The organism is Nitrosomonas communis (assembly GCF_001007935.1).
In the GTDB taxonomy this organism is placed as follows: Bacteria; Pseudomonadota; Gammaproteobacteria; order Burkholderiales; family Nitrosomonadaceae; genus Nitrosomonas; species Nitrosomonas communis.
Window position 1 is genome coordinate 1065229 of record NZ_CP011451.1, and the last position, 12079, is coordinate 1077307.

General features: G+C 46.9%; 16 protein-coding genes and 3 pseudogenes. 9 read left to right on the forward strand and 10 right to left on the reverse strand.

Annotated features, from left to right (window positions below):
* Positions 1–2 precede the first annotated feature (2 nt).
* The 10 genes and pseudogenes from AAW31_RS23035 to AAW31_RS21790 form a co-directional block, all read right to left on the reverse strand.
* A complete protein-coding gene (locus AAW31_RS23035) occupies positions 3–293 on the reverse strand; it encodes an ISAzo13-like element transposase-related protein (RefSeq protein ID WP_407667748.1) in 291 nt (96 codons plus the stop codon).
* A 9-nt stretch (positions 294–302) separates the two neighbouring features.
* Positions 303–490, reverse strand: a pseudogene (locus AAW31_RS23400) (ISAzo13-like element transposase-related protein); the annotation flags it as partial.
* 44 nt (positions 491–534) lie between these two features.
* Entirely contained in the window at positions 535–1122 is a 588-nt protein-coding gene (locus AAW31_RS23045) for an ISAzo13-like element transposase-related protein (protein WP_052752085.1), read from the reverse strand.
* 77 nt (positions 1123–1199) lie between these two features.
* Positions 1200–2351 (reverse strand): annotated as a pseudogene (locus AAW31_RS19590) (ISNCY-like element ISNco1 family transposase); the annotation flags it as partial.
* 229 nt (positions 2352–2580) lie between these two features.
* Positions 2581–3446: pseudogene (locus AAW31_RS04735) on the reverse strand (ISL3 family transposase); the annotation flags it as partial.
* 304 nt (positions 3447–3750) lie between these two features.
* The gene (locus tag AAW31_RS04740) at positions 3751–4056 is read right to left on the reverse strand and encodes a hypothetical protein (protein ID WP_046849353.1); all 306 of its coding nucleotides are present in this window, start codon (positions 4054–4056) and stop codon (positions 3751–3753) included.
* Positions 4053–4244, reverse strand: coding sequence for a hypothetical protein (locus AAW31_RS04745; RefSeq protein WP_046849354.1), 192 nt, complete (start codon positions 4242–4244; stop codon positions 4053–4055). The genes AAW31_RS04740 and AAW31_RS04745 overlap by 4 nt, the downstream gene beginning before the upstream one ends.
* A gap of 73 nt (positions 4245–4317) precedes the next feature.
* Positions 4318–4935: a DNA polymerase ligase N-terminal domain-containing protein gene (locus AAW31_RS04750; RefSeq protein ID WP_046849355.1), complete on the reverse strand. Its 618-nt coding sequence runs from the start codon at positions 4933–4935 to the stop codon at positions 4318–4320.
* Positions 4925–5224: a hypothetical protein gene (locus tag AAW31_RS21575; RefSeq protein WP_046849356.1), complete on the reverse strand. Its 300-nt coding sequence runs from the start codon at positions 5222–5224 to the stop codon at positions 4925–4927. The genes AAW31_RS04750 and AAW31_RS21575 overlap by 11 nt, the downstream gene beginning before the upstream one ends.
* The gene (locus tag AAW31_RS21790; RefSeq protein WP_200899716.1) at positions 5203–5949 is read right to left on the reverse strand and encodes a S24 family peptidase; all 747 of its coding nucleotides are present in this window, start codon (positions 5947–5949) and stop codon (positions 5203–5205) included. The genes AAW31_RS21575 and AAW31_RS21790 overlap by 22 nt, the downstream gene beginning before the upstream one ends.
* Positions 5950–6133: 184 nt before the next feature.
* Here AAW31_RS21790 and AAW31_RS04765 point away from each other — a divergent pair, with 184 nt between their 5' ends.
* The 9 genes from AAW31_RS04765 (at position 6134) to AAW31_RS04805 (ending at position 12073) form a co-directional block, all read left to right on the forward strand.
* Positions 6134–6475, forward strand: a complete 342-nt coding sequence (locus tag AAW31_RS04765) for a helix-turn-helix domain-containing protein (protein WP_046851521.1) — start codon at positions 6134–6136, stop codon at positions 6473–6475.
* A 57-nt stretch (positions 6476–6532) separates the two neighbouring features.
* Positions 6533–6970 (forward strand): hypothetical protein, encoded by a 438-nt coding sequence (locus tag AAW31_RS04770; protein WP_046849357.1) that lies wholly within the window; start codon positions 6533–6535, stop codon positions 6968–6970.
* The gene (locus AAW31_RS04775) at positions 6967–9234 is read left to right on the forward strand and encodes a Mu transposase C-terminal domain-containing protein (protein ID WP_052752088.1); all 2268 of its coding nucleotides are present in this window, start codon (positions 6967–6969) and stop codon (positions 9232–9234) included. Before AAW31_RS04770 ends, AAW31_RS04775 begins: the two co-directional genes overlap by 4 nt.
* 67 nt (positions 9235–9301) lie before the next feature.
* On the forward strand, positions 9302–10033 hold the full coding sequence (locus tag AAW31_RS04780; protein ID WP_235264556.1) for an AAA family ATPase: 732 nt from the start codon (positions 9302–9304) through the stop codon (positions 10031–10033).
* Position 10034: 1 nt separating this feature from the next.
* Positions 10035–10433, forward strand: coding sequence for a hypothetical protein (locus tag AAW31_RS04785; RefSeq protein ID WP_148906877.1), 399 nt, complete (start codon positions 10035–10037; stop codon positions 10431–10433).
* Complete coding sequence (locus AAW31_RS04790; protein ID WP_046849360.1) at positions 10433–11029, forward strand: hypothetical protein; 597 nt, start codon at positions 10433–10435, stop codon at positions 11027–11029. The genes AAW31_RS04785 and AAW31_RS04790 overlap by 1 nt, the downstream gene beginning before the upstream one ends.
* Positions 11011–11352, forward strand: a complete 342-nt coding sequence (locus AAW31_RS04795) for a hypothetical protein (RefSeq protein WP_046849361.1) — start codon at positions 11011–11013, stop codon at positions 11350–11352. The genes AAW31_RS04790 and AAW31_RS04795 overlap by 19 nt, the downstream gene beginning before the upstream one ends.
* A complete protein-coding gene (locus AAW31_RS04800; RefSeq protein WP_046849362.1) occupies positions 11349–11603 on the forward strand; it encodes a hypothetical protein in 255 nt (84 codons plus the stop codon). Before AAW31_RS04795 ends, AAW31_RS04800 begins: the two co-directional genes overlap by 4 nt.
* A 131-nt stretch (positions 11604–11734) precedes the next feature.
* The gene (locus AAW31_RS04805) at positions 11735–12073 is read left to right on the forward strand and encodes a hypothetical protein (protein WP_144412849.1); all 339 of its coding nucleotides are present in this window, start codon (positions 11735–11737) and stop codon (positions 12071–12073) included.
* Positions 12074–12079: the final 6 nt, after the last annotated feature.

Below are 12079 nucleotides of genomic sequence, written 5' to 3' on the forward strand. Positions count from 1 at the left end.
AATCAGGATTTAATAACCCCAGAAATTATGCTGGCAGATGGAATAGCAACATAATTCCATTTCGGTAAAAACGGGTCAAACTCAATGGTGATATTTTCTTTAAAGCCATCCGCCACTTTGCGCCCAGTTTCAAATACCCTATCCATAATTGAGATAAAGACCTTTAGTCCCTGAGAAGTTTTTGCTTTACTCATGACTGCTTTGATCCGCTCGACACTGGTAAAAATAACTCCACTACAAGCTTTGGTGATAGCGTGGCGTGCATTATTGCTGCCTCCACAGTCGCAGAGCAATAAAATACTCGTCGCCTTTGGATAGTCCAGTTGACCATAGTTCAACCACCCATGCCGGATACAGGCGCAAGCGAATTCAGAGGTATCATGGCTCGTGCCTAATACGATATAGCCGCTTTTGCGATGGATGTCATAAGCCCATGAGGCACAATTTTACTGTCTGCCAGGGATGCAAAATCATGATCATTGACCCGCACGACCTCAGTGGTATAGAGCTTTCCGGGGCGATAAAAATTACCGATCAATTCTTTTTTTTAACGTCCATACTCATCACCGGATTACCTTGGACCCGGTACTCTTCTTTGAGGCGCTCGATATTTTTGAACTGCTCGTCCCGATGCGGTAGGTTCTTTTTCCCGGCTTCAACCTTGAAGGCTTGACGGCGGCGAAAATGATGTTTGTCGAGCAATTGATCAATAACGGTCACACTCACGCTAAATCCGCACTGTTTTAGCTTCTCAGCCATTTCGCTGCGGCTCAAATTTGACCACTTTACGGATTCATCTATTGGTGAGCCGGCAGTATGATTTTTTAACATCTCTAAAAAAGCTTCATCCAGCCCTTCTATCGTCTCCACAACTGACTTTCGCCCACCCCCTGCTTGCCGAATACGTTCCTCCTTTTCAAGCAACGGCATCTTTAACTCTTTCAGGCCACGGCTAACGGTGCCTTCATCGCAGTGTAATACCTGACAAAGGTAGGTGATCCCTCCGTGACCCAGCTTTGCCGCCTCAACGGCAGCATAGCGGCGGCGGTCTTTTTCCGATAAGCTGTGATAAAAATTGCGCATTTGTGCTTCGACTTCAGGGGTGTATGTGGTTATCTTCATTTTCAAAACATAACCGAAATACTCTATCCGCGGCAACTTAATTTACAACTCAAAGCTCTGGAGTTATTGAATCTTCGTTCCTTAGCAGGTGAATGAAAACCTTTATCGAAGCTGCAGGCATTGAGTATGGGAAAGCGTTTTTTAGCTTGCGTGACCATGTTTACCGCAATTTGATCATCGGTTTGTCTTTCCATTACGTGATGGTGCAAGATGAATTGATGCTGGTCTTCCAGAATGCACACTTTGACGCCTAACTCGACAGGCACACCGGCTTTGCCTTTACTGACCCATTCGGTGTGGGGTTCAAAAATGGAGAATACTTTTTCCTGGTGAGGAATGATTTCGCCTTTGATAACACGACGCTCAATTTGGTCTATTTGGCGCTTGGCATGTTGGAGGCAGTCTTCAATTTCAATCTTTTGCAGCAACTCGCGCGTAGCAGTTGTAACCAGCTTGGTTAAGGTGGTTTGAATTTTGTTCACGTAACATTGGGCTTGCTCAATATAGGCCTGATACGCTTGAATCGTTTGTAGGTTGCTTTGTTGGTCTGCGGCTTTGCGGCGCTTCTTGCTCTGTGCATTGCGCATAAGTCGTTTTAATTGACGTAGATTGTAGCGATATTGCCGCCAGTCGCTTAAGTGCTGGCTTTCGCACCAGCGCGCCGTCAGCGTAATCGCTTTGCGCAGGGCATCCCCCAATAAGTTGATGTCGGTTGGAAAATGCACATCGGTTTCAACCACAAAGGAGTCGCACCGCCCACGCAGGGCGCTTTCGTCCTTTTTTATGAGGATATGCCCTCCCTCGACGATGATCTGGTTTAATCTGTCCAGCAATTCTGGCGTGAACAAACTGACATTATCCACCAGGGTTTGATAGGCATATTGCTTGTCTTCATCGTACAGACTATGCCCCAACATTGCGCGCAAGGTCCTGTGCTGGTTGACCAATTCGTGCAGACGGTCATAATCAGCATTTAAGTCCAGCCGTAATACGCCACATACCAGGACACTCCATAGGGTCATGCCAGGACGACCATTGTGCTTATCCACCTTGGGGGCAATTTCACTTTCCAGTAAGGCAAAAACTTTGTGGCACAATGCCTCATCCAGGTACAGGTGCTGTAAGCCGCGCAGTATCTTCGGAATATCATCTCGTGATCTCAAGTCAAATTTGATGTGGGATACATCAATTTCACCTAATTCCATCTGGGTATTTTGCACTACGCGCATTTGATTTCCACTTGAACGAAGTTTGTCTTTGAGGACAATATTTTCGCTGATTTGAATCGAAGTTTGAAATTGTTTTGCTTGAAAATACGCCAAAACCACCTAATAACGGCACTTTCACTCAATTTTTCAGCAATCTTCTTTTCTTGAATTAGACGCAACCCTATGTTTATTATAGAAGAAGAGGGTTTTCGGACCGACACTAAGGTAGGATAGAGGCGAAGCTGCTGGTTAATTGTTGCTGTTGCGTTTCTGAGAGTGATTCGGGGTTTCTTAGAAAAATGTATTGGTGGCCTTTAAGCGCATCGTGTTCCTTGCGTTCAGTTTTGCGCACTGCATCCATTGCTTGATTGAGCAGCTTGACGATATGGAAACGATCAAAGGTAATCTGTGCGTCAGGGAAAGTAGCTTTGACGCCGGCAATGAAAGCGGGAGATAAATCCACGCTGACCTGCTGAATTTGCTCTGCCTGAGCCCCTTTTGCTTGCAAATGCCTGCCAATGGCTTGAACGGCTTGTCTGCCTTTTCTTTCATTCACATAAACCACACGTTCACTTTCCCTATCAACTCCCACCGTGATATAGTTGCGCCCTTTGCGCGTGGAAGTTTTATCAACACCCAGCTGGCTAACAGCAGCAGGATTGTCTGCATGCAGCGCTTTGCCTACCCAATGGTTGAATATCGGCCAGATGCGTTGTGGATCGACTTGCATTAGCTCAGCAACACGATCAACCGGCATTTTTCGTTCAATCATCGCCAAAGCCAGGGCTTCAAACAGCAAGATAAAACCACTCTGTTGGTGCATGCCCACGGTACCGCTACATTAATTACCTTACCTGCCGAAGTCTTGATGCGGAGAACGGCACAGTGCAGATAAGAAGTATGCTCAAAGAAGTTAAGGTGCTGCCATGTCCGCTCCACTGTGTCATAAACACCACAAAGATTTCCTGCCTCATCTGCAAATCGTGCCCCTGCTGCAAAACCAGTCTGCAGGTGTCATTCTTTTCGCTTTGATTCAGCATGAACAAATTTTACTTCTTTAACTTCCCAAAGAGACTGAAGGCCTAAAGCCAGACTAAACAGAGTTTCACTATTCATTATCGAATAATGCCATACCCACTAAAATTCATATAGAGCCAAATAAATATTATTGAAATAACCTTCAGTTTCACTGCGCTTGTAAGCTAAGCATATAAATTAATTTCCTTCTTCATCCTCAATATTACATCATGCACCATTATTCATTGATTCTGTCATTTGGCTGATATGTGTAAATTCTGATCTCTTCATAGTTAGACTTATTAAAGCCACCATTCTAATCTTATGAGAGCACAGATAGCGAATTCCTCTCTGCGTTATTGCATCTCACCAATAAGCAGCACGTAGCCAATGGAATGGCTGCTTAAAGCGTTGAAACATCAAACCAGCGAAGCACAATCTTCTCTTGTTTGAGTTTTGCCTCAAGCTTGCGGTTAAAATCACGCCACCAATTATGATCAAACTCGGCGACCATCACTTCATAAATAATAATTTGGTCTTTCTGGACATACCCCTCATCTTCCCAGACGCCTTCCGCTGGCGATTGCGAAAATGCGGTAACACCGCTAAATTTCTCGGTCAGTTCTTCCTTGATATCTTTAAAGAATTTTTTCGGAAATTTCTTTCCCAAATTATCGTTTAACGGAAGTAGGAGCTGAACAAGCTTCATGATACTTTTCTTGTTTCGTTTTTAGCTCTCATTCTTTCTCGAATACGGACGCCATTGGTAATTTCTGCCACAAGTACCTCTAGCACCTCTATTCTACAGATGGTTAATTCAATTGTCGTTCCGTGTCCAAACCCACTGGAAGCGCCGACCATAACAATGGTTTTTTCAGCCGCGTCTTTTTTTATCATATTAATTTAACTTTCAGAGATGCCCTGGGTTTGGAAACTGCTTTTTTAGCCTTCGGCGCAGTTATAACCGGCTTTAATTGGGCGCTTTTGTAAGCTTGGTGGTTTTGCCAAGTCCTGCCTTCCGAATCTCGTCCATAGTACGGCCTGTTACGATACTGGTATTCTCGCGTTTGAGGAAGTCAGCGTTTTTGGTTTTATTTAGCGCAAAGTCGTCTTTGCTTTTAATGAGAAGCCAGTTCTCGCGTTTATCCGGCGTGCGCATTCGGATCAAATGCCACTGCCCCTTCATGCGGCTACCTTCAATTGTAAAAGTGATACGGCCCTCTCTCTCCATCTTGTCTGGATCGTCTTCTGGCATCCAGGTTCCTTTATCCCAAATCATGACCGGACCGGCACCATATTGTTTGTCTGGAATGACGCCTTCAAAATCGTTGTAATCCATCGGATGATCTTCGGTACGAACTGCCAGCCGTTTATCTGCAGGATCGTAGCTCGGGCCCTTAGTTACCGCCCAGCTTTTCATTACCCCATGCCATTCAAGCCGAAAGTCATAGTGAATGCGGGTCGCCTCGTGAAGCTGAATAACAAAACGCAGATTTGTTTTAGCGCGTTTTCCGACTTTGCCTTTCGATTCACCCGTAATACCAAAGTCTCGCTTTTCGATATATTTTTTTAATAGGTCACGCGACATTTAGGCTGCCTGCTTTTTCTTGGTTGCCTTCTTCTTTGAAACGGATTTTTTGGGCGCAGCTTTTTCTATCTAAAAATAAGATTTTGGTTTTGATATTAAGTGTGAGGGGGTGATTTATTTGGTACATAAGTAAAGAAATAAAAAAAGCCGCAAAAAGCGCATGAAATAAAGAATAGCGGCTATATTTAATAAAAAAGTTATTTGGTACTAAATAAGAAAGAATAGGTAAAAAATAGTTAAATTTGCGCTTTAATTGGTACTTATTCGTTATATTTTGCGCCCAAACCAAACTACACGACCTAATACACGTAAAGCTTCAGCTTTAGAAGAATCTAGTACTTCTTGCTCATACAAAAGATTATCACTTTTTATGATCACAGAGCCGTCCATTTTGCGCTGTATACGTTTTACTAGCAGCGCGCCATCATGCTGCAGTACATAAATAGCGTTTTCTTCAATTCGGTGTTCCTGAATATTTACTAGGATTAAATCTTCATTACCTATTGTAGGCTCCATACTATCGCCCTTCACACTTATCAAAACCAAGTCTTTCTCCGTCACTCCGAGCGTATTTTTTACCCAATCAGCGCGAAAAGCCAAGTGATCAACTATTTGTTCGGAATGGATAATTGATCCGTGGCCAGCGCTTCCCCGCACATCATAACGAGGCACAAACACGAAATCATTCAAGGTTGGAAGTGGCTTAGCCAATGGTTGTGGCGGATGCGCCTTGAGCTGTGGCATTTCCTCTGACACGCCTTTTTCTTTCACAAAATAACCAGGATTTTCTTCCAGAAATTTGTGAATGATCAATAGAGTATCTCTGGGTGGCTGATATTCTTTTTTTACCCCCCCTTTTCCCCCTTTTCCTAGAACATGACGCTCCTCCCATCCAAGACTACGGGCTTTTTCTCCAGCACGTCGCTCAGATCGAGGAATATCAATAATTCCAGCCTGGCCAATAAGAGCCAATTCTAAAGCTGAAAACCACATCTTATTTATGTCAGCACTCATAGAGCAAAGTATTGACGCTGAGGGCGAATAACATTAACACGTCCAAACATTGATTTAATCCTTTTTTATCAATAGCTAGCAAGCAAAAGCAAACGAAGCACAAAAATATATGTTCTGACGTATTGACTAAGTAATGTCGTATAGACATAATGCTGCCATGTAAAAAAACATGACTACGTTAAACATGACAAAAAAACCAATCCCGAAAGACTGGCATAGAGCAGACATCATCGCTGCTGTACATAAAACTGGAACCAGCTTGCAAAAGTTGTCACGCAATTATGGATGGTGCCGGACAACGCTAGGTAATGCGCTTTATAACCCATACCCGAAATACGAGCGGATGATTGCGGAGCATCTTGGAACCACACCGCAAGCCATCTGGCCAAGCCGCTATCACATAGACGGATCGCCCAAATCAGGGCGCGGAGAACGCGGACGCGGTCGCTATAAAGCAAAACATAAGATTAACCCTACTCATAAAAATGTCAATGTAAATCATATTTACAAAGAAGGGGCTGCATGAATACATGGCTATCCAGTTTAACGCAGGAAGCAACTCTCGCAAATTTGCGATTTAGTCATGAAAAAGACGCGTGATCCTTACACTATGGACTTATTTGAACAGGAACTGCCGCCAGCGCCGGTGACAGCGCCTGGGGGGTTGTCATGCCGTGTAGAGATTGCGCATGTTATGTCCAATGCCATGAAAGGGCTTGATCGTGATGATGTTGCTGCACGTATGAGTAAGCTGCTTGGATGGAAAACTGTAAAAAGATCAATCCTTGATCAATATGCAGCACCTTCCAGTGATGTACATGTTCCACCTCTCGATATCGCGATTGCTTTTGATATTGCAACAGAATCAAGAGCCTTAACTGAGTTTAGTGCCAGAAAAGTAGGTGCAAAACTCATCATAGGAAGAGAAGCATTGGACGCAAAGCTTGGCCAGCTAGAACGTCTTCGTGAAGATTTGAATAAGCAAATTAAAGTAATTAAGAAAGCAATGGGGGAATCATGAGTACACTCAAAACTCACTACTCATGCTCTGAATTAGCAGAAATGAGACTGCCAGGATTACCAGAAAGTGAACGGAGAATGCACGATCGTGTAAAAAAAGAAAAATGGGAATCGCGCATAGTACCTGGCAAAGGTGGCAAGGGTGGAATGCGCACCGAATACCAACCACCCGCTGCCATTATGGCGATTATCAGACAGCGTGCAATCGAGGCACTGATTGAGGCAACGCCAGCCATGCCAGCACAGGCTCAACCAGTGAACACCCCCTCGCCTGCTGTAGCCAGTCTCAAGCTGACAGGACTACCAGAAAGACAAATCGAGCTACGTAGCAAGCAGGATCGCAGACAAAACCCCGACCAATTAAAAGACTGGCAACGCCAGATAGCTGAAGCACGTGCCGCAATCTGTGCAGAAGTCCGCAGACTGGAAGCCGTAGGAGGGACAGAACGTGCCATCCGTACCGTAATCGACCTGGCTGCACGTAATCAATTACCCCAGCATTTGCAACAGTTAGTCCCTGTGGCCAATGCCAAGGCAGGCATGGAGCGTGCGTTATCGCGCACTACCCTCTATCGTTGGCTAAAGGAATCAGCACGTAATGGTGCCAGCGGTAGTCAGGTGGTACAGCTCGCACCCAAAGCACGCGAAACAGTCGGTATTCCACCCTGGGCACCCTATTTGCTGAATCTTTACGGCCAGCCACAGAAACCCAGCCTCGCCTATTGCATAGAGAAACTGCCAGAACTATTGCCCGCGGTCATCATACCGCCCTCCTATGCAGCTGCTCACCGTTTTATCCAGAAAATGAGCAATGTAGATATACAACGCGGACGTATGGGCAATCGTGAAATCAAATCGCTCCTGCCATTCGTACGGCGGGATACCAGTTACATGTGCCCAACTGACGCCTATACCGCAGACGGGCACACGTTTGATGCAGAAATTGCGCACCCGATGCATGGCAAAGCTTTCCGGCCTGAAATCACCACCGTGCTCGACATTGCTACCCGTAAAGCCGTCGGCTGGTCGGCAGGATTAGCTGAATCAACCTGGGCAGTTCTGGATGCGTTACGCCATGCATGTATGAGTTGCGGTATACCGTCCATCTTCTATGTCGACAATGGATCAGGCTACAAGAATGCAGCCATGTCCGATGAATCGACCGGCTTCATGAGCAGGCTTGGAATTGAACTCACGCACAGTCTCCCCTATAACTCGCAAGCCCGTGGCGTAATCGAGCGCGCACACCAGACCATCTGGGTCAAAGCCGCCAAAATGCTGCCGACCTACATGGGCGAAAAGATGGATGCTCAAGCCAAGCAAAAAGTATTCAAGATTACGCGCAAGGATCTCAAAACCATCGGCAAATCACAATACCTGATGGAATGGGCTGATTTTATGGCTTTCTGCCAGCAGCAGATCGACGACTACAACAATCACCCCCACCGGGCTCTGCCCAAAGTACGCGGAGCAGACGGCAAAAAACGCCACCAGACGCCCAATGAAGCCTGGGCGCAGGCAGTAGCTGAGGACTTCGATCCGGTCATGGTGGATGCTGTTGAGGCAAACGACCTGTTCCGCCCCTACAAAACCTGCAAAATCATCCGCGGAGAAGTACGGTTATTCAATAACCTCTATTTCAGCCAGGAACTGGTGCACTACCACGGTGAAACCGCGCAGGTTGGCTATGACATCCACGACGCCAGCCGTGTCTGGGTACGCAACCGTCAAGGACAGCTCATCTGTATCGCAGAATTTGAAGCCAACAAGCGCGGCTATTTTCCGGAATCAGTGCTGGATCAAGCCCGCTACAAACGCGCGCAGGGCCGTATCAAACGTGCAGCATCCAAGATAGAGGAAGCAGAACAAGAGCTCAACCCACCACAACTGATTGAACACCAGCCAGGCATCGAACTGCCGCCGATGGCCATAGCACAACCTCAATATGCAGGCATTGAGATAGCTGAACCGATCGAAACACAAGCAGTTGATGCTCAGCCAACCAACGTCTCACCACTCATTCAGCGCCCACATTTCAAAAGCACTATTGAAAAATATACCTGGCTGATGAACAACAAGCGCACTTGGGACACGCTAGATGCCAGATTCCTGATGCAGTATGTCGACAGCCATCAGTACTTCGATATGCTCCAGATCTATGCATACGATGGCATCAGCTGGACCAAGGCAGATGATGAAACCGCTAAGAATTTAATGCAGCAGGAAGAGGAGCTAAAAGCTCCAGAAGAAGTGGCCGCACAGTAGCGCCAACTACTCTATGCAGCCGGTTTTTATAACACATTAGAGAAAGAGGAGTTTAAATGTGAAGAACGTGTTTGTCAAAACCAGTAACTACATCAGGTTTCAGGAGGGCCTGGCCGCTGTCGAAGGACGCGGCGCACAGGAATCGAGCCTGCTGCTGGTTACGGGCGAGGCCGGTTACGGTAAATCGGAAACAGTCGATCAGTGGGCTGTGCAAGTCGGTGCATCTTACCTGCGCGCAAAAACTGACTGGACCCCGAGATATTTTTTAACGGAGCTCGCCGAGAATCTCAAAGTCGACCCATCCGGTAGATCCAAAGACGTATTTGCACGGGTATCCGGCTATATCGGGCGCAATCAAACTCCTATCGTGATTGACGAAGTGGATCACTGCTTAAGGGATAACGCGCGCGTGCTGGAAGCTGCCAGAGATCTGTCCGATTTAACGGAAGTTGTCATCGTCCTGGTCGGTATGGAGAAAGTACAGGCCAAGATCAGCAAACACCTGCAGATCAGCAGCCGTATTGCGCATGTCGTTACCTTCTGTCCGGCAACCATTGACGACGTCGTCATGACCTGCAGCCAAAAATGCGAAGTCAAAGTGGCGCGCGATCTGGCCATGGAAATCCATCGGCAAAGCAAAGGGAGAATGCGCGAAATCATGAACGCGATCGCACTGGTAGAGCGCGAAGCACAGCTCAATGGGCTGGAGGAAATATCACTGAAAAATGTCGTAAACAGGCAACTGACGCTCGATTGGCAATCAACCGGCCAGCGAACCCTGGTAAATGGGGGTCGCTGAGATGAGCAAACCATGCAATCTGGATACATCGCAAATAGATGAACGCAAACCCGACGGAGTCGGGTTACGGTTTGAGCTCGATGAGAAACAATATCTCGTTCTAATGTTTATCGAATCAAGCTACCTACTCATCACTGTTGATGATGGATCGGTCTATATTGGAGGAACAGGATTTAACGCTGAAGGGTGTCGTTTATACCACCATCAAACTGAAATTATTCAAGGCTTCCTCGGTGTGAGATTAGAAAGGAATGGAGAGGTCATTGGATCAATTGAGTTTTCCACCAAGGAAATCATTCTCACGCTAGACGAAACCAAGAAAAAGATCAGCCTTAATCTTAACGATGATGCTCGTACTCGAATAGAGGGAATGTTTGCCCGAGCGGGGGGACTGCACTAATGGCCTGGATCTCTGAACAACTCCTTAAAGTTATCGGTCAGCACGCTCCTAACGAATGCATCACCGAGAAAAGACTCGTCAACCTGACGAGGCTTAAAGAAAAACAAGTCGAAAACGCGATGCGCAAATTGCGTAAGCACGAGCTTGTCGTGTTGACTGCTCCTGGCTGCTACCGGCTCACGGACGCAGGCAAAGAAGCACTGGCAACTGAAGCCGCGCTCAGATCGGGTCCAAACGGCTCTTATCAAGCAGTGCGTATCCACAAAAACAGCCTGAGAATGCGGGTATGGCGCGCTATCCGCATCCGCAAGAAGTTCAGCATCCCTGAAATTGAGCCGTTAGTGTCTACCGGGAATGAAGCCGACATCGTCAGCAATATCGGCAAATATCTCAGAGCACTGGAAAAAGCAGGCTATCTCATCAAAATGAAGAAGCGCGAAGCAGGCAGCGCACTCACCTCCAACGGGTACATGCGCTGGTGGCTGCCGGATGAGAACAACACCGGGCCCATCGCGCCCATCTGGCGGCAGGCCAAAAACACCCTGTTTGATCCGAACAACGGCAAGGAGGTGCCATTATGTGGCGAGAGATCCTGAATGCAAGGGTTGCTGCCAGCAGCAAAGCGCAAGTCGCAGCAGAGCTCGGCGTATCACGCACTGCGATCAGCCTGATCGTGCATGACAAATACCCGGCAGATACCAGGCACATAGCAGCCAAAGTGATCGAAATCTATGGCCGTATCCGCTGCCCTCATCTGGGCCTGGAAATCAGCCAGGCACAATGCCGTGAATACCACAGCAGAAGACCACCCACCAGCAGCCCGCGCGCAATGAAGCACTGGCGCGCCTGCCAGAACTGCATGCAAAGAACAATGACCGTTGATCAGAGTAGCGAAAACAGTGGAGGAAGCAAATCATGAACCCTACAGGCATCTGTTTTATCACCCCAATATCTACCAACGCAAAAACGGCACACGTCTGTGTTGTAGAGCATGACAACGGCTCCCTGGGTGTGCAGATCAGTTTAACCATGAAGGACAGCAACGAATCCATGGAGCTAATCAACCTGACAGAAAATGAAGCCATCTACATCGGCAGCAATCTTGAGTTTCTTGGAAGCATGATCAAGGTTTACCAGGAGGATGCACACAAGGAGAGCAATAAACCATGAACACACTATAACGCATCCTGCTCGCTACCAAGCTTTGGATGCACGATGTGGAAGAAGAAAGTACCAGCAGCACAATAAATCTGCATGAAGCATACAGAAAAGATTTTGAATTAATTAAAAATGGAGCCGGCATGAAAAAACATCAAACACAACACTGCTTTCCGCAACAACACACAATTTCCATCGGCAAAGAAAACCAAATCCTGATGGATATGCTCACTAAAGCGAAAAATGTCGCTATCAATTTGGCACGCACAGGCCACCGCGTGCTCGATATCAACATCGGCAGCCGTAATGTGCGCTTAACCATCAGCCCATCCAATCGCTGCAACCTGCTAGGCGGGGCCATGATCAAGATCAGCCGCGTAAATGGCGTGGAAGAAAAAACTATGGCTGCCAATATTGACGGTGTACAGGTCGAGTGGACCACGAGCACCAGGCTAGAACCAGGCCAATTTATAACACGCTGAGAAAAC

Bases quoted from the DNA above. Each gene is read 5' to 3' on its own strand.
- AAW31_RS21790 (WP_200899716.1), bottom strand. From the start codon at position 5,949: ATGAGTGCTGACATAAATAAGATGTGGTTTTCAGCTTTAGAATTGGCT.
- AAW31_RS04770 (WP_046849357.1), top strand. From the start codon at position 6,533: ATGAAAAAGACGCGTGATCCTTACACTATGGACTTATTTGAACAGGAA.
- AAW31_RS04790 (WP_046849360.1), top strand. From the start codon at position 10,433: ATGGCCTGGATCTCTGAACAACTCCTTAAAGTTATCGGTCAGCACGCT.
- AAW31_RS04795 (WP_046849361.1), top strand. From the start codon at position 11,011: ATGTGGCGAGAGATCCTGAATGCAAGGGTTGCTGCCAGCAGCAAAGCG.
- AAW31_RS04800 (WP_046849362.1), top strand. From the start codon at position 11,349: ATGAACCCTACAGGCATCTGTTTTATCACCCCAATATCTACCAACGCA.
- AAW31_RS04785 (WP_148906877.1), top strand. From the start codon at position 10,035: ATGAGCAAACCATGCAATCTGGATACATCGCAAATAGATGAACGCAAA.
- AAW31_RS04750 (WP_046849355.1), bottom strand. From the start codon at position 4,935: ATGTCGCGTGACCTATTAAAAAAATATATCGAAAAGCGAGACTTTGGT.
- AAW31_RS04765 (WP_046851521.1), top strand. From the start codon at position 6,134: ATGACAAAAAAACCAATCCCGAAAGACTGGCATAGAGCAGACATCATC.
- AAW31_RS23045 (WP_052752085.1), bottom strand. From the start codon at position 1,122: ATGAAGATAACCACATACACCCCTGAAGTCGAAGCACAAATGCGCAAT.
- AAW31_RS04775 (WP_052752088.1), top strand. From the start codon at position 6,967: ATGAGTACACTCAAAACTCACTACTCATGCTCTGAATTAGCAGAAATG.
- AAW31_RS04745 (WP_046849354.1), bottom strand. From the start codon at position 4,244: ATGATAAAAAAAGACGCGGCTGAAAAAACCATTGTTATGGTCGGCGCT.
- AAW31_RS04740 (WP_046849353.1), bottom strand. From the start codon at position 4,056: ATGAAGCTTGTTCAGCTCCTACTTCCGTTAAACGATAATTTGGGAAAG.
- AAW31_RS04805 (WP_144412849.1), top strand. From the start codon at position 11,735: ATGAAAAAACATCAAACACAACACTGCTTTCCGCAACAACACACAATT.